Here is a 16,795-nt window from a genome sequence, read left to right as displayed (position 1 = left end):
CTAGCATAATGTTTGACTGTACTAACAGAGAGAAACATTTCTCTGGCAATCTGTTCAAAAACTAACCCCTGCGCCAGTAATCGCAGGACTTGTATTTGTCGCTCGGTGGGAGAGTCAAGCAAGTTTTTCTCAACGAAGTTAGGGTCAATATATCTGTTTTGATAAAGGGTTTCTAATAATTTTTTAGCCAGCTTAGGGTCAAGTAGACATTCATTAAAGTAAGCTCTCTTGATGGCTAGTTCAATCAATTCTATATCAGCCGTCTTGAGCATATAAGAATCAGCACCATGACGGAAAGCTGAGTTAATAAAGTCGGAATGAGTCTGATTAGTAAAAATCACCACTTTACTATTAGTTTTCCTTTTGATTGAGCGAGTCAGTTCTAAACCACTCATATCGGGTAAGAGTAAATCAACTAACACAACATCAGGATTGGTCTGTTCAATTAACTTAAACCCTAGTTTTCCACTGGTAGCATCACCAGTTACTTCTATATCAGGAAATTGTGAAATAGCACCTTTGATGCCTAAGAGAGTGAATATTTCTGGTTCAACAATTACTATTTTCAGCATGATTTGATTAATCCTCTAATAATAAATGGCTGTTTATTGGCGGACTTATTATTGATGCTTCTGCCGTGGGTGTCCGTGCTGCCGTAGCAGTGCCGTAGGCTACGACCTATACAGGGCATGGATTGCCGTGATTGATGCCGTATGCCGTGGACACTCAGAAAAGCCAGTAAGACATCCCTTTTTATGACCACGGCATTACGGCAATCCGTTTACCAATTAGGCAGAGAGTAGCTATCATTCCCATCAGAATTTACCTTCTCAGTCTTAACTAATTCAGCTAAACCATCAATTAATTCTGATTCTGAATAACCAGATAACCTGTCTGCTTTCTTCAAATCGCGTAATGTTTTTGGGGTTTTAGTCTTGACATTCTGGAAGTATTCATAAATCTTGTTAGCCACCTCAGATAATGGCTTTGGATGTACATTGTGAGCAGCATTTAAATTAAATTCCAGGTCAAATACTCTATCTAGATATTCCTGCTCCGAAGCAATCGAGTTAACTTTATTAGATAAAAGGGGCATTAATGCCACGACAAAACCACCAACAGAAGCAATCATCACTGGACGGAGGTTTTGATAGGAGACTGTTTTAATATCCAAGTATTTAGATTTAATTTGCTCCCGCTCAAGCTTACCTGGAATAATGTCACCTCTATTTAAAATCAACTCCAATACCCCATAAGATTCTTGCTCCCTTCCGTTCTTGATATACCTGTTACCTAACAGCAGTAAGTTAAGGCACATACGAGTTTGAGCATCCATCTTTTCAATACCCAAAGCTGCCAGATTAAAAGACTGTAGCGAGGCAATAAACTTAGTATTAAACTCTCGACCAATCAGTAAAACCTCAAGTAATTTACCCCCATAATTCCAGTCGGAGTAATGCTTACTTAATTGGTCAGCAATCACTAACCAGTCATCCAAAATTAGAATCAATGGCGGTAAGGATTCGCGCTTTGATTCTGGTAGTTGCTTACGCTTTTTGTACGAGGTGTAAAAGTTGTCAATTACCTCTTTTGCTAGGTCTGGGTTTTCCCCGTCAAAGACAATTACTCTTTCTTTCTCTCGTAAACCGCAGAAACTATCATTCTTAGCACTAATTACCCAGATGTCCGCCCCTGGGGAATCAGCCAAAATCCGCCCAATTAAGTAATTGAGGGTTACTGATTTACCGCTTCCCGGCGCGGCAACTAAAGCAGTGGAACTATCTGCTCTGGCTAGGGCTTGCAAAGTATTCAGGGCAAGAGCTTCTGATGGGTCAAGGCTAATTGCAGTATTTTGTTGTAATGTCTGCTGTTCTTCCCCAGTTACTTTATCGTCACCCCTGGCGATATCCTGCATTGATTGCCCTGGTAATGCTGCGGCTGGCTGCCCAGTTACCTGTTGCAGTTGCACCCGTGCTTCTGCCTCTGCCCTCAAACGTACCTGCTCTTGAAAGATGGCTAACTCTTGCGGTGTCATTTTTGACAACTGCGCTTCTCTTACCCGTCTATTCTCCGTCCATTGGTGAAACTCGTAATCTAGTTGTGCGCTATATGCTTCCTTATGGAGCTTTAACCCTGACCAAAGTTTAGAAATTAACCAGTTGGTACGAATTTCTTCCCTAACTGAGGGCATTAGTTGTAGCAATCGCCATTCCCTAGCTTTGGATAAAGCGAAAGCGCTACCAGTTGCCACAACGGAGGCTAGACCCCAAAGCGGTTTATCAGGGTTGCTTGGTGGAATAATTCTTAATCTCGTTGCTTTGGTAGGCAGGAAGTTATCACGTTGAAACTCTGGGTTAGCTGGTGCATAAGAAGAGGCATAAAACTCCGACTCTGGCATTATGTAACGCTTGTTGGGAGTGCAGTACCTTTGACGGTTAACCGGCTTGGTGAGCTTAGAGGGGATAAAACAATACTCAACCAAACTAATCTGAGTGCCTGTGAATGACTTTGCCCCACAAATTAACCCGATGGTTGCAAGCACCCCCACAGTGATATTGTTGGCTGTCCCTGAACTTCTATATGACTCGAACTGCTTACGTTTCATTGGTTTGCCCCCTTTAGCACTGCTGCCAATAGCAACAACCCCACTGCACCTAATCCCATCAACAGCCAGGGAGTTTCAGTTTGGGGAGTTGGTTTGACTTCGTAGTTTCTAACTTCCTCGTAAAACCTTGTCTTACCTATCTTGGCCGCCTCCCTTACAACCCGATATTCGTCAAAAGCTATCCACAGCGCCGCCCCTACACTTGCAGTTTGGACAGTTGCCACCATGAACTCTTTGCCAATGTGGATTTGTCCGTCGTATTGAATTTTGGTGAGAGTGTTGGCGAAGAATAACCCCAGTACAATGCTGCCGAGTGTCCCAGAAGCGATCGCGCCAATTCCTAAAGAAGTTAGTAGGCTGACTCCAGTGTTAGCGGTGAATACGCCCAAAAATGTCTTGAGTGCTTTGTTGAGGAGTTGTTTGTTACTGAAAACATCTCTAATTGACTGTTCTAGCCTTTCACCGTCTTCGCTCTCTGGGGTCGGTTTTTCTGAAGTAGTTTCACCCCACATTAACGGTGTGGACTGTTCACTGGTATTTTGGAACTGCGATAATAGGGAATCAATTTCATTCATGTTTACCTCGCGTGGGTGAAACAGAAAAAGCCAGAGTTTTCCGTCACTGCTGGCTTTTAGCTAACTATGGTTAAATGCCCATGAAGTTGCGGAACCACTGCCCCACACGACTAATTCCAGCAGTGCGTGAGTAATTGGGCTTGGGTATGCGGTCGGTCTTCGCTTCACTACCGTTTGTCCACAGTGCGCTAGTTACCGCAGTTTCATAAGCGCGATCTGCTGCGTCTTGTGTCTCAGGCAGCTTGTTAGAAGCTTTAATTAAATCAGCCTCATATTTTGCGATCGCCATAAGGTCTGCTGTGGCCCCAGATATCTGAATCAAGGATGAGCGTTGAGCGTGACGGGTTGCCTCCGCAGTAGTGGCGTTGACGTGTTCTGCCTGCATCTCGGACATCTCATTTTTGAAACGCTGCTCTCCTGTCTTACTGCTGTTGATAGCTTTCAGGGTTTGCGTACCGTGTTTTTGGGTCAATTGCACCAGTTCGGCATAGGCTTGGTTTACATCGCCTGTGGTTTCAATAATCTTCCGATATGCCTCCAAAGCTTTAGGCAGATTAGCCTTAGCTGTGTCAGACAGTCGCGCCATGTCTGCAATTTTGGTGATTACCGTTTGGTCGCCAAGGAGGGCTTTGTTGAACTCCTCAGCCGACACATCAAACAGTCTCCCCATTGCTCCTAAAGTACCGGGGGCATTATTGGGAATATGGTTTTTGAGTTTTGCTGCTCCAAAATTACGTGCCATTTAATCTCCTAATAAGGGATGTAGTCATAGTCGATATTGCTGGATGATTGGGGCAACTTATCCCAGTAACCCATCTCTGAAAATCGGCTATAAATTCTCGTTGCTAATTGCCTTATGGGGTCGTCAAAATCATCAGAAATTAAATCAAATTGCTTAGAGCCAAATGCCAAAGTATTTGCAATATCAGGGTCAATACCATTACCCAAGAATTGACCAAATGCAGCAGAGTATGGATGGTCATCGATGGTTGAATGAGTTGCTAAGAATTCCGTTCCTGTGAAAGGTGGATAATCTTCACTCTCGAATATTGGCGTGGAGAGTGCCTCAATATCTGCCGAAATCATTGCTGACCATTGTTCAGGATTTTCCGCTTTGAATTGCTGCTTTCTTAGGGCGGAGTCGGTCAGGGGTGAACGTCCCCAATCGTTGGGATTTTTGTAATCAAGTGTCATTTGTTAGAATCCTTGTGTACTTTCGTTTTTGCGGCGAGAGATACGTCCCGGAGTGGGGCGATTGCAATGATTGGTCGTCGGTGCAATCGCTTCATCATCAGTTTTCACAAAACTCAACAAGTTCAAAAACCTCCTTCTGCACTTGGGTTTGGCTTAATTCTTTTCGTTTGCCTTTGGAGTCATTGAAAATGAAAGGTGCATTGACTCGACAATTAGACCGATGACTGTAGCGGAGTTGTTGACCTCGAAATTCATACAAATGATTACGTTGCAAAGTTGTCGTTTCTAACATAAGTTCCTCAAACTTGGGAATAGAACTCGATATTTAGGATTGCTTCGTGAATCTCCATCAAAGCTTGCACAGCATCACCCAGACGCAGGTCATTCGATGTACTGAACTTTTCGGACGCTTCAATTTGTTTGTAATTGGGAGATGCTTGCACAAACCTTAGAGTCTGTTCGCAACCCAGGATGATGGTCATGATTTCGGTTGTTGTTAGTGATGGTTGTGTCTTTTGGGTGTGTTGGTGGCTCATAACTTCTTTCCTTTCCTTTGGGTTTTGATTGGTGCGGTTGGTGCTTCTGGTTGACTCGGCTTTTGAAGTACATAGCTGATGGCTCCTGCACCTCCCACAACTGCGGCGATGGTGAACATATTGTTTCTGCCAAGCTGCTGCACTCCGAAATAGCCAAGGGCTAGAAAGCTAAGAGCAGCAACAGAGAATCCAAGTGTTTTGTATTTCATTACTTAAAAGCTCCCCATTGGAGCAAATTTCTTAGCTTGTGGTGATGGTTGAGGTTTGATAGATGGTGGCTGATTTGGGACTTGTGTAGGCGTTTGAGCTACTAGAGATGACTGTATAGGTAGTTGGTGTGAGTGCTTTAAGCAGTTAACCAAACAATCACCGTAATTAACTAGCAGCAGGGTAAACAGTTGAGAGAGGTTATCGATTCCAGTCGCTTCTAAGATTTCTTCGGCTTTGGGCTTGTACTTGGGATTAAGAACAATTCTTGTTTGCGTCATTGGCATTACTCCTGATAAGCCATTGCAATGATGTTGAATAACTGCGGCGATGGGGCAATCTTAAAGCGATCTCCAGAAGTTGCACAGATAGGGGCGGCGATATCTGCACTCCCGCCTACAATCAAGACTTCTCCCAACTCTGGTAGGTGTTGCGCCCACTTTGAGCGAATTTCTCTCCGGGCAGACTCTACCCACTGGTCACAGGCTTTTTCAAAGATGGAGGAGAAATCAAGCTTGTCTGTCCCGTAGAGGCAATCACCTCGTGCGATCGCGTCCATGATGCCCTGTAAACTAGGGCTGTAATCGAGAGAGTACACCTCTTTCATCTCTACCGCTACTTGCTGGGCGAGTGCCTTGGTTCCGGGTAGAATCACCTCCGCATCATGGATCATGGTTCCGTTGGGCGTGTAAATTCTGGCTATAGCCGTGCCGCCTCCTAAATCCCAAATCGCGTTTTTCGCCTCTGGGAAGCTGAAAAAACCTTGATTTAAAGCGTAGTGGAATGCTGGCTCAGTCTCATCAACAGGGACGACTTCACCCACGGTATAGGTGATGTATTCACCATTGCGTTTAAATTCTTTGGTCAATGGGTGGTTAGCAATTCGCTTTACTGCGGCTACATCGTCATCGTTGAGAGTATTCGGCAGTGCCACAATCATCTGCTGGATGTGTACGGTTGTTTGTCCGGGATTGGGCTGGATTGCAGAAAGTGCCAGGATGGATGCCAATTGGCATTTATCTGTTTGGAAGGTCGGCTCACCACCTAGTTCTTGAGCTAATCGCCCAATTACAAAGCGTTTACCATCAACTTCAATTAATACTGACTGGTCATCGGGCTTGAGCCGCTTCCACTGATATTCACTGACTTCTTTTACAACACTGAGCAAACATTGCACAAGGTTGTTGGGGTCAATCCATTTCACAAAACGGTTGCCGCCATCGAAAACTACTCGCGGTCTTACCTGTCCGTGCTGTGGACTTACTTTCCCGTTACTCGGCGGATATGATAAGCCGTAAACTGGCTGGGTATATGCGTAATTCATGGTTCAGATTTTAGGGTTAATTCTTTGATTGATAAGCGTTTGCGGTCATTTTTAGGCGGCTACTAAGTCCTACAACCTATTTATCCTTGGTGTGGCTTTTCACGCGCTTCATCGTCCGTTTTGCGCTCATGTCTATTAAGTTAACACAGTAATGGCTATAGTGGCTATAAAGACACTATAGCCATTACTTATACAAAAGTGGCTTTACAGCAATAAAATGCTATATAGCCACTACTGCTTTCATTTGGTGGCTGTAGTGGCTATACTGTGCATAGGTTTCTATGAGTGACCAAGAAAAGAAAATGGTACAAGTCCGCATAATTGTGCCAGAAAATTACCGACGGCTGTTTAAAGCGTATTGCACAGAGATAGGTACAGATATGAGTAAAAGGATTACTGAGTATATAGAACAAGAATTAATTAAGGCAGGCAAACTAAAAGATGATTAGCATCACTGAAGTTTACCGTTTATATTTCACGGCAAGACGCACAAAACCTTATTGTTTTCCGCGCACAGGGTAAAAACTCATGTTTGTATAGATACACTGTGCAAAAAGCACAAAAAAAAGGGTAGTCCCCACCTACTTTAGGGTACGCCACCTCCTACTAGAGCTATGCCATACCAAGACGATTGTCAGTCGTCGCCAAAGCGGTCAGTCCTACCGCAACATCATTATTCATTAATTTCTATAGCTCTAGCGTAACAGTGGCGTGCCTGAAAACGGAAGGGATTACTCAATCTTTATCGAAAGTAATCACTAAATTCAGGAGCCACAAATGAATACGGTAAAAATTGAGAATGCGCCCGGACTCTCACATCATGGCGCACTACTGAATAATTCAGATCCCCTTATTATAGCACAGTCAGCTACAGGGGAGCAAGAGTTAGCAGCACGCAATACCAAAACTGCCAGTGTAGAAAATAAACGCCTGTTCGATACACCAAAAAAAACTAATGCCTCAAGAACTCAACAGGCATTTGAAAAATTCGACATCCGAAATTTTCAAGACCAACTAGAACCGTCCAAAGTTAAAAATAAGTTTATTTGTCCAGTTTGTGGCGGGAATGACTTATCTATTGTCCCAGAAACCGGGAAGTACAGATGCTTCAATAATTGTGAGTGTAAGGACATCAGAGAGGCGATTAAACCCTGGGCTGAAGTGGTGGCAGAAAAGGCAGGGGCTAATTACACTCCATCCCTAAACCGTTTGGCAGCAAAGCCCAAGAGAATCTTGCCCAAAAGTGCGCCAATTCCAGATGGTGAATTAGCACTGGTGATGTTGACCCAAGCGGCGACTGACATACCCCAAACTCAAAACATAACTTGCAAGCTCCCAAAGGGAATACCAGGGAATGCAACACAAACAATCTATCCTTACTCACAAAGCCAATGGGTAATTCGCTATGAATGGGCGGATTATATCAAAGAGAAGGGAAAAGATAAATCCTTCCGCCAATGGCACAGGCTCCCGGACGGCACACCAGAGATGAGAAAAGGGGATGAACCCTGGAAAGCTTACCGCATTGATGAAGCGATCGCCGCCGCTAAATCTGTGGCAGGAACCCCGGCACTACTCCAGCATGAGGGTGAGGGATGCGTAGAAGTTGGTCGCTCGCATGGTTTTGCTGGGATTACGTTTCAGGGCAGTGGATGGGACAAAAAAACCATCACCCCAGAATACCAACTCCTGAAAGATTCAGGCATAGGATTAATCATTTTTCTGCACGATGCCGATGACACTGGCTTAAAGAAACTCCAAACCTGCCAGGACTGTGCAGCCGAGGTGGGAATCGCATTGATCGGAATTAACCCCCATGATATCTGCCCTGGCTTACCATATAAGTCATCAGATATTAAAGAAATTTTGGGGCAGATGGAAGTACCAGAGTTTATCCGTAGGCTAGAGCAGGAGATCCACGCGGCCGTGGCAGAGCGATGCCTACAGCAAGCTGCGCTAACGCAACAGGCAGAGGTAAATGTCATTGATAGTGATGACCAAAATCCGGTTATAGCCTTTACCCAGCAAGCTTTTCAAGCTCTCTACGGCGATAAGAACTGGATTTGTGCTGCTGATAAGCTTTACTACCACACTGGCAATCACTATAAACACTCTCCAGATTCCGCAGAACGTAAAAGAATCTACGACTTTTGCAATTCTTTTGTGGTCGAGAACGAGCAGGGTAAAAAAACTTGTCCTTATGCTTCGCCCAGTTCAGTCAAAAAGGTTTTGGAATGGGTAAAAATGGGGACAGAAATTGATCCAGAACTAATCAATCCTCCTGGCGTAAATTGCACTAATGGGATAGTCAGGGTTGAGTGGGAAGGCAGGGATTTTACAATAAGATTAGACCCGCATACGCCCCAGGACTACTTCATTTATGAACCGTTAATTGAATATGACCCGTCGGCTGACGATACATATTGTGAGCAACTTTTAGCTTGTTTAGACAAGCCACAGCAAGAAATATTTCTTAGAAATGTTGCTGCATCACTTGACCTTCAAAATGTTAGGAAATTTAGAGGGAGAGAGGTAAAAGCAATGTTTGCAATTGGTCTTGGTTCTAATGGTAAAGATGCTCTGCGCGAATGTGTATCAACCATTTATGGGAAAAACGGATTAACTTCTGTTTCTTTGGGTGACTTTCAATCTTATGACGAAGGTAGAAAATTCGGACTAGCCCCACTTATATATAGTCGAGTTAACTGGGCTTCTGAAAACCCACAAACATCTAGGATTGATAGACTTCAAAGTTTAAAATTATTTGTCACTGGAGATACACTGCATTGCGAACAGAAAGGGAAAGACCATATAGAATTTTCTTCTGACGCAATAGGTATTTTCAACCTGAACGAGACTCCCGCTTTTCAAGGCGTAATACAAGCAATCAAAGATAGGATTGCAATTTTAGAATTCAAAAAAACCTTTGTAGATAATCCTTCGCCAAATAATCCAAACGAGATAAAAGGAGACCCCCGATTCCGCTATGACCCAGAGTTTATCAGAACGAAATTAGCCCCCGCATTCCTAAATAGAATGCTAAAAGCTCTCAACAACCTCATAGAGTCAGGGATTGATTACGAATGTACAACCGACGCTTTCCGCAACCTTCAGAGAGAAAATAACCACCTATTTGATTTCATTGAAGACGAAAAACTCGGTTACGTCGAAGGCGGCGAGATGTCGGCAAGCGCTTTGTGGATGCTCCTAGAGAATTGGTACAAGCAAAACGGCACATTAACTATAGATGACAACAATCGTAGGACATGGATCGACCAAGTTCGCCCCAGCGACAAAAACGTGAAGGGCATCAACCAAATCATCGCTCGAATCGCTCAACTCTTCCCCAAAGCAGTTAAAGGGTCTAGGTACTGTGATGTTCGCAAAAAACAGATTCCAATACTGAAAGGCATCGGGATTTTGTCAGTTACCCGCCCCACTTTCGAGTCAACCCGCCCCATACCCGCCCCACTACCCGCCCCAGAAACCCAGTCACAGCAAGCAACCCGCCCCACCCGCCCCAGTTTTTCTAATTTTGGAAAAAACATTGAAGAGGAAGAAATAAAAATTGAATTGCTTTCTCCGACAATGGAAAAAGAGGAATATGTAACCCCAACTGGGGCGGGTGAGGCGGAAGTCTTGCAGGATAAGGAAAATTGGGGCGGGAACTGGGGCGAAACTGGGGCGGTTAGCTCCCAAAGTGGGGCGGGTAGCTCCCAAAGTGGGGCGGAACCCTTACCTGACTTGGAAAACTCATGCGTCACTGGTGCGTCAGAGCTAGAAAGTGGTGCGGGTGAATCCGAGTCGGTGCGATCTTCCGAAGATTCCAAGGTTTTAGCTTCTCTTGCGATCGCTTGTATCTTGGAATCCCCTAATCCAAGTTGGGAGGTGATTAAGGATATTTTGAGTGAAATGGAAATTCTTTCTTACTCGGAACTGCACGGGTTTTTGACCTTGGGTGAATTCGCGCAACTTGAGATGCTAGTACCAGCCGCCGAGAGAGAGGTTCACTTTGGCTCATAAAAATGGGTGGTCACTGCCACCCGTTAGCTTACTGTTTTATAAAAAAACTACTTAAGGGTATCCGCCGTTCGCTATATTTACCCCAACAAACGGAATTGTTTGTTGGGAACTCGGTTAAAGTGCGATCGCTTAGTGGTGCTGTCAAGTTTGCAGGTGAGATGACCAGCTATGACAAAACACATGGGACTATTACTGTGGTGACTGAGGAAGGCAACCGAGATGTCTACCTTAGAGAAGTATTTGTAATTGGTTGAGTTAGGTTTTGTTGCTTCTTAAAAAGTGCGATGGCGTAACCGCCCGCTCTCTTGCGATCACTATTTGGGCTAATCTTGGTCTGGATGCTTTACTGTGCGCCAGTTTAACCCCAATGTCGCAGCAGACTGTGTTAAAACCTGCCCCACGTAGCAACTGCATTTTTGGTTGAGGTGGCGAGGTGATCTCTAAGGCATAGCTCAAAGACGGCAGATAAATTCGGCATCCCTACTAGAAGTTTTCATCCGTCCGGTGTTATGAAGTGTTGTGCTGATTGACTTCAGGGCTATCAAAAAAACTTTTTTAGACTTGCCTGTTACGAAATGATAGTCGTCTGCGACATACCTAATAGAACCTTTTTTTGATGCAAGGAAAGCATGAATGGATTTTCTCTCGTCGTGTCAGCCTTACAACCAATACTTATCAGAACTCATTTTGAGGTCAGATGAAGAGTTAGCTCAGAAGGCACTGCATAGTTCAGAGGCTTTTGCAGAACTCTACCGACGCAATCTCAAAGCCGTTTACAGCTATCAGTTAGCGAGAGTAGGTAACGTGCATGATGCTCAAGATTTAACTACCCAAACATTCCTAGCAGCCCAAGAAGGAATCTCTAGTTTTCGAGGACAAGGTAAATTCGCGGCTTGGCTGATGGCAATTGCCCGTCGAAAATCAGCAGATTATTTTCGTGGTAAGCGTTCAACATTACCATTGGAGAAGGCTTCTCAAGTTGCGGACAGTTCAATTACACCAGAAGAATTCGTCAATCAGCAATTTTCCTTAGAACAGGTTGCTCAAGCCCTGAGACGACTTAGCCCTGAGCGAGCAGAAGCCATTGCCCTGAAAATATTTGCAGGACTGAGTGTAGCCGAAACAGCACAAGTCATGGGAAAAAGTGAAGCTGCTGTCAAAATGCTGGGTTGCCGTGCTTTAAAAGACCTCCGTAAGTATTTAGCCACAACTTGTGAGTGAAGATCATGAATTTTAAATCTGATAAACCTACTGATTTATCTGAGTTAGATATTGAATTACTTTCTCATCTAACTGACCTTGCAACAGAGATTGAGCCAGACCCAATTTTTCAAGTTCAACTCGAAACCAAGCTATTGCAAGCGCATCAATCTGCATTAAAAAAAGCAAATCCAATTAAGATTTCGTTTAGACGATGGAATCGTCACCTTCCTTTAATTGCTGGTGTCTCACTTGCAATTACTGTTATTTTGGGTCTTCCTACTATCACATCAGGACGGCTGCCTCAATGGATTGCATTACTGCTAAACTCAACAGTTGATACACGAGCAAATGCACAGACTATTGCCCAATTAATTGAAACAGGAAAAATTACCCTCCAGGCAGACGCTCAAGAATACAATGAGGACACTCAAGAAGTAAGAGCGATTGGTAACGCTACTTTTGTCTATTCAGAAGCTCAAATTCAAGGGAGCGCTGATCAAATTCGATTTGTACCAACAGGACGGCAGGTTATTCTGTCTGGTAATGTTCAAATTTTGCAGAAGGGAGAGCAATTACGAGGCAAGGAAGCAATTTGTTATCTCGCTCAACAGCAGTGTACTTTAAGTCAAGATTAATCTATTTTTGAATGTTGAATGATTATATAGAGCCTGAAATCTCCTTGCATTGACTGCCTTGTATCATTCCCGTTAAAGACTCAATTCATCTTCCTGCTGTTGCTGTTGCTGCTGTTGCCTTAACTGTCGCCCATAATCAAGTAGCTGCTGATTCCAATCACTGGCTTTAGATTTTTTGATTTGGGACTGTGGCATTAGTTCTAATACACGCTGTGCTGCCGCATCAGCGCTTTTATCGTTACCAAACGCCACCAGTATATTAGGAACTTTCTGCAATCGCTCAAGTGGTAAGCTCTTGATGTCATCAATAGCCATATAGACTGTTCGTTCGGGTGGAACATCGCCCCTCTTCAGATATTCCAGCATGGCTCTTGAAATAGCATCGATGGGGGACTTACATAGAATCGCTGTTGAGGTAAAATCATTAGCCTTACCCCCCAAGTGGAAGTAAAACCAGCAAGAGCGGCGTTTGGTTCCTTTCTCGTATCCTTTAAAAGTGTTGTTCTCTCCCCTAGTTCCTCTTAGGAATGCACCGTTACGTTGACCATCAAGATTTCGCATGACGAACACAGCATTTTGTTGCTGATCAGCGTAAACTAGCCCCTGGTTATGAAGCATTTGTACACAGTCAGAGCGGATGCCCCGAAATTGAGTGAGGTAATATTCAACGGCAGACCAGTTAGCTTTATCTTCAACGGGTGGGGTGAATTGGGGACGGGGTTCAGTCTGGATAATGTCAGCCGCCCTGTTCTTAACGTGAGCTAGAGCTGCACGTTCTACTCCAGCTGACCCGAATCGCTCATCTAACCAGACAACCGCCTGCCGGAAATTGCAATTGTTAACGTGCATCACCAAGTCAATCGCACCCCCTGATCCCTTTTGTTGATCGGGGGCAAAGTCGTAGAATTTGGGCCCATCTATATTAATGATGTGTCCGTGACCCCGCCACCGCTCACGCTCGTAATTTAGCCCCAGTTCCCAAGCGACATCCTCTAAAGCCAAGTCGCGCAGTTGTTGAGTTTGCTGCTGCCAAAAAGCTACTTGTGCCTCTAATTCCTTGATGCGTCTGTCAAAGAGTTCATTTTCAACAGCCAAAGTTTTGGCGGTGGCTTCCATCTGTTGTTTTTTGGCTTGCGCCCTATCCCGGTCAGCTGCTTTGGCTTGCAGTTGCAACTGGGTGAGGCTGCTATCTGGTTCTATGCCAGCATTAACAATGCTGTAAAAGTCCTTGATTTCCTGGTGTTGCGCCCTACTACCCTTAATGCCACGTTCTAACCCCAGATGTTCTGTAGCCTCAGAGTAGGAATCTTGAAACTGCCTCATCTTCAAGCGACCGTCGAAGAAGTGCTTGGCCCTCAATTGCCCTTTCTCATCGAGGGGGACAAAATAAGCGTGAATATGGGGTGTCGCTTCATCTAAATGTAATTCTGCCCTGACAATGCGTGAGCCGTATCTCGAATCTAACCATTGTTTGGATGCAGAAAGCCAGGAGTCAACTTTGTCCTGCTCATAGTAACCCGCTTGTGTTGGGCAGTTGGGACGGAAATATTCGGGGCTGGCAGTCAACAAAATCTCAGTGCAGTAAACCGCATCGGGGCGAATCTTCCGTTTCTGCTCCCCTATCTTTTCCATCACCAACTGATCTAATGAAAGTGTTGGGTTGTTAGTGCCAATGAATCTGATATTTTGTTTATCTGAATCAGCGTTGGGTGTTTCTCGCTGACGAGCGGTGTGTGCTTCACTGCCTGCCAAGTTACTGCGCTTGAGCTTTTTAATCCTTGCAATAGCGTAAGCCATGCCACTTTTTGAGTGATTGAGTGCAATTGCGTCGCAGACCCCACGGAACCTTTTTGTTTCGACCGTTAGGGAGAAATGGCGCAAGCCACCCGTTAGGGCAAAAAGGTGTAGTGGGTACACAATTATCTTAGCCACCGAGCGCGAAAGAAAGGCGGTCACAAAACCCCCTCTGCTGCTAAAAAGCCTGCTCTGTAGGGTTTTTAGCTCTCTTGGGCGCATTTAGGGGTTCTAGTAATTCTTTTTCCCTATACACCACAATAACACTCAATAAACACACTATTAGGGGGAAATCTCATGTAAGGAACAAGACATTTTTTTGTCGAAAAACACCGCATTCATACACAATATAACCGCTATTATCATTAATAAAGCCACATTTATACTCATCTCAAATATTGATTTGTTTTTATACTAAAAATACTTTTCGTACTGAGTGAGGTCAAGATATGAGTCAACAGCAAAATTCCTATGTTGAGTTACCCAGAATAAAACGCAAGAGTAATTCATGGGAGGGGAAGGTGATTGATTATTTATTGAACCATCCTTCTAATAGATCAGCGACTGAATTTTCAATCGAGGCGATAACAGCTTTTTGGTTGGCGGAAGCTTTGGAGGGTCAAGTCAATCAGGCGGAATTACAGAAAGCTTGTTGGTCAGCAATTGAGAAATTAGAAGCGAAACTTGCCACAATTAGAAGAATAGGTGGAATAGAAAAATTACTTCCAGACTACACAACAGTTCTAAGTCCTTCTGAAAAAACTGTAAATCCCACTACAAAGACTAATGAGAACTCCAGGGAGTTCTCAAATGACTTGCACCTGTCCACTGATGATGATGAGGATGAGGATGATGAGGATGATGTTGATTGGATAGTAGATATAAAACCTTCGGAGGAAATGAAACAGATAAGCAGACTGTTTGGTATTGAGTAGTAGTTGAAAAAAGTACATTAACTAAAGAAAAATCATCTCCTGTTAGGTGTCCTGGGTTAAGTTAATGAAAGAATTTTTGAAACACAATTGCAACACAAACGTATTATACATTCTCAATAATTTTAGAGTTATTGAGAATGAGCCAGTTTGATAAAAATGGCTAAAGGGTAGTTGGTGTATGTATTAGACACCAATTTTTCAAAAAAGCGATGTGCAAAATAGCAGACATTTTGTAGTGAATAGTCAAAGTTCCTTAACAGCTATAACAGTTAGAAGCGTGTATAAGCTGTGCAAAATAGCAGACATTTTGTATATAAATAGGGGTTTTAGGTGCAAAATGTCTGCTAATTGTAACTGTGATTAATCAGACAATTTCACTACTTAAAACAAGTTTCATCTCTATTGACAAGCGTGGAGATTGTAAAAGGAACAATTTCTATTCAGGTATGAAGAAAAAAATCGGATGTTAAGTGGGCTGGCTTAAGTTAATGAAAGAATTATTGAAGTACAAGTGCAACACCAGTGTATTATGTGTTCTCAATAATTTTGAAGTTATTGAGAATAAAACAAGCGATTAAAATTTGCTCTAAGTCATAGTCAGTAAGCATTACGCCAGAATTTTTCTCTAATTATCTTATGCTCGACTGGTAGCAGTAGAGCTACTGTATAGCTACCAGTTGGGGAATCATCAAATTTTCAACAACTCGCTTTTTTACTACTCAACTGGTAGCTGTGTGTCACCAGTTGAGCTACCCAACAGCTACCACTTGGGCAAGGTATTTAGAACTACTATTTAAATACTGGTAAACTACATAAAACCTATGTAATAAGTGGTGTTTACAGCAAGCTTTGGTATAACTCACAAGTGGAGTGCAGTTGTGATACTACAAAAGTAGTTATTGAGTATTATTAGTTGACGTTGATTCAAAGTTTTTTTAGTTTTGGTTCAAAAAAACTGGCCAAACTTTTTGGCGTACTGTGCGGAAGTTTTGGTCAGGAATTTTTGGGGGAGAAATTAGGGCGGTAAATTAAGTTTTTGGGGTCTAAATCCTTATATTTACCTTATGTTTACCTTGTAAATACCTTGGAGATGCCATTGCAGTACCTTATTTTTGGCAAAAAAGAAGGATTTTGTAAAAATCGGTAATTTTCAGAGTTGAAGGTGCAAATAAATCCTTATATTTGCCATTGGAATACCATTGAAATGCCATTAATTTACCTTACAAATGCCATTTTTCAAAAAATCCTTGTAAATACCTTATAAATGCCTTTTAGTTAATTAATGCTTAGGGTGCGAACTTTTTCGTCAGTCAAAAAAATTAGTATCATCTGGAGACGAACTCTCTACCATGTACCTGAGAGTGCGATGCCATTCCATCAAGCCTGATAATATCAAGAGCGAAGAAAATGAAATTGATGATGAGCCAGGGGTAAGCTATGGAAGCCAAAAGCGAAGTGACAATAAAATTTAGTGGGGAACTACCAACAGCTACACCAGCCGAGAACAAGAAAGTTGCAATCGAGTTGACTGATCAGAACGGCATAGTCTTCACTGCTCAAGTTAATGCAAAAAGCTGGCGGAAGGCTGAAACTAGCGCCTCAGAATTTGCAGACTGGGCTGGGGCTGTATCGGGAAAGCTTGGACAGCGCACAGAGAACGGCTTTGAGGTAGTTGATGCTGGCGTTCAAATCTTTGAAAAGAAAGCGAAAGAGCCTAAACCAGATGTAGCGACGGCTGAAGCTGGTGTTTCTTCATGACCACAT

The 16,795-nt window shown here is 43.4% G+C and carries 18 protein-coding genes; 7 read left to right on the top strand and 11 right to left on the bottom strand.

Annotated elements, in window-relative coordinates; translation table 11 throughout:
* The 10 genes from H6G96_RS35695 to H6G96_RS35650 form a co-directional block, all read right to left on the bottom strand.
* Nucleotides 1-572 (bottom strand): response regulator transcription factor (locus H6G96_RS35695; RefSeq protein ID WP_190918596.1); only part of this gene is annotated, 572 nt, incomplete at its 3' end.
* A gap of 209 nt (nucleotides 573-781) precedes the next feature.
* Nucleotides 782-2,605, bottom strand: a complete 1,824-nt coding sequence (locus H6G96_RS35690) for a hypothetical protein (RefSeq protein ID WP_190918594.1) — start codon at nucleotides 2,603-2,605, stop codon at nucleotides 782-784.
* Nucleotides 2,602-3,180 (bottom strand): hypothetical protein, encoded by a 579-nt coding sequence (locus H6G96_RS35685; RefSeq protein WP_190918592.1) that lies wholly within the window; start codon nucleotides 3,178-3,180, stop codon nucleotides 2,602-2,604. The genes H6G96_RS35690 and H6G96_RS35685 overlap by 4 nt, the downstream gene beginning before the upstream one ends.
* Before the next feature lie 70 nt (nucleotides 3,181-3,250).
* The gene (locus H6G96_RS35680) at nucleotides 3,251-3,922 is read right to left on the bottom strand and encodes a hypothetical protein (RefSeq protein WP_190918590.1); all 672 of its coding nucleotides are present in this window, start codon (nucleotides 3,920-3,922) and stop codon (nucleotides 3,251-3,253) included.
* A gap of 8 nt (nucleotides 3,923-3,930) precedes the next feature.
* Nucleotides 3,931-4,374: a hypothetical protein gene (locus tag H6G96_RS35675; protein ID WP_190918588.1), complete on the bottom strand. Its 444-nt coding sequence runs from the start codon at nucleotides 4,372-4,374 to the stop codon at nucleotides 3,931-3,933.
* A gap of 97 nt (nucleotides 4,375-4,471) precedes the next feature.
* Nucleotides 4,472-4,666 (bottom strand): hypothetical protein, encoded by a 195-nt coding sequence (locus H6G96_RS35670; RefSeq protein WP_190918587.1) that lies wholly within the window; start codon nucleotides 4,664-4,666, stop codon nucleotides 4,472-4,474.
* A 7-nt stretch (nucleotides 4,667-4,673) separates the two neighbouring features.
* Complete coding sequence (locus tag H6G96_RS35665; protein ID WP_190918584.1) at nucleotides 4,674-4,910, bottom strand: hypothetical protein; 237 nt, start codon at nucleotides 4,908-4,910, stop codon at nucleotides 4,674-4,676.
* Nucleotides 4,907-5,119: a hypothetical protein gene (locus tag H6G96_RS35660; protein ID WP_190918582.1), complete on the bottom strand. Its 213-nt coding sequence runs from the start codon at nucleotides 5,117-5,119 to the stop codon at nucleotides 4,907-4,909. Before H6G96_RS35660 ends, H6G96_RS35665 begins: the two co-directional genes overlap by 4 nt.
* A gap of 3 nt (nucleotides 5,120-5,122) precedes the next feature.
* Entirely contained in the window at nucleotides 5,123-5,398 is a 276-nt protein-coding gene (locus H6G96_RS35655) for a hypothetical protein (protein ID WP_242055869.1), read from the bottom strand.
* Nucleotides 5,399-5,403: 5 nt separating this feature from the next.
* Nucleotides 5,404-6,441, bottom strand: a complete 1,038-nt coding sequence (locus H6G96_RS35650) for a ParM/StbA family protein (protein WP_190918578.1) — start codon at nucleotides 6,439-6,441, stop codon at nucleotides 5,404-5,406.
* Between the two features lie 281 nt (nucleotides 6,442-6,722).
* Here H6G96_RS35650 and H6G96_RS35645 point away from each other — a divergent pair, with 281 nt between their 5' ends.
* From H6G96_RS35645 to H6G96_RS35625, 5 genes are all read left to right on the top strand, one after another.
* Complete coding sequence (locus H6G96_RS35645) at nucleotides 6,723-6,890, top strand: hypothetical protein (protein WP_190918576.1); 168 nt, start codon at nucleotides 6,723-6,725, stop codon at nucleotides 6,888-6,890.
* 328 nt (nucleotides 6,891-7,218) lie between these two features.
* Nucleotides 7,219-10,464, top strand: a complete 3,246-nt coding sequence (locus H6G96_RS35640; protein WP_242063551.1) for a DUF5906 domain-containing protein — start codon at nucleotides 7,219-7,221, stop codon at nucleotides 10,462-10,464.
* A 2-nt stretch (nucleotides 10,465-10,466) separates the two neighbouring features.
* On the top strand, nucleotides 10,467-10,718 hold the full coding sequence (locus H6G96_RS35635) for a hypothetical protein (protein ID WP_190918574.1): 252 nt from the start codon (nucleotides 10,467-10,469) through the stop codon (nucleotides 10,716-10,718).
* A gap of 379 nt (nucleotides 10,719-11,097) precedes the next feature.
* On the top strand, nucleotides 11,098-11,685 hold the full coding sequence (locus H6G96_RS35630; protein ID WP_190918573.1) for a sigma-70 family RNA polymerase sigma factor: 588 nt from the start codon (nucleotides 11,098-11,100) through the stop codon (nucleotides 11,683-11,685).
* Nucleotides 11,686-11,690: 5 nt separating this feature from the next.
* Complete coding sequence (locus H6G96_RS35625; RefSeq protein WP_190918571.1) at nucleotides 11,691-12,302, top strand: LptA/OstA family protein; 612 nt, start codon at nucleotides 11,691-11,693, stop codon at nucleotides 12,300-12,302.
* Nucleotides 12,303-12,374: 72 nt separating this feature from the next.
* On the opposite strand, the gene mobV is transcribed toward H6G96_RS35625, so the two are convergent.
* Nucleotides 12,375-14,099 carry a MobV family relaxase gene (mobV, locus tag H6G96_RS35620; protein WP_190918569.1) on the bottom strand — a complete coding sequence of 575 codons (1,725 nt, stop codon included), beginning with the start codon at nucleotides 14,097-14,099 and terminating at the stop codon, nucleotides 12,375-12,377.
* 446 nt (nucleotides 14,100-14,545) lie between these two features.
* Between mobV and H6G96_RS35615 the strand changes: the two genes are divergently transcribed.
* Nucleotides 14,546-15,031 carry a hypothetical protein gene (locus H6G96_RS35615; RefSeq protein ID WP_190918567.1) on the top strand — a complete coding sequence of 162 codons (486 nt, stop codon included), beginning with the start codon at nucleotides 14,546-14,548 and terminating at the stop codon, nucleotides 15,029-15,031.
* A gap of 1,437 nt (nucleotides 15,032-16,468) precedes the next feature.
* On the top strand, nucleotides 16,469-16,789 hold the full coding sequence (locus H6G96_RS35610; RefSeq protein ID WP_190918565.1) for a hypothetical protein: 321 nt from the start codon (nucleotides 16,469-16,471) through the stop codon (nucleotides 16,787-16,789).
* Nucleotides 16,790-16,795: the final 6 nt, after the last annotated feature.

The organism is Nostoc sp. FACHB-892 (assembly GCF_014698795.1).
Lineage (GTDB): Bacteria > Cyanobacteriota > Cyanobacteriia > Cyanobacteriales > Nostocaceae > Nostoc.
The sequence above is the reverse complement of the archived record's forward strand: the minus strand, read 5'-3'. Positions and strand labels throughout refer to the sequence as shown.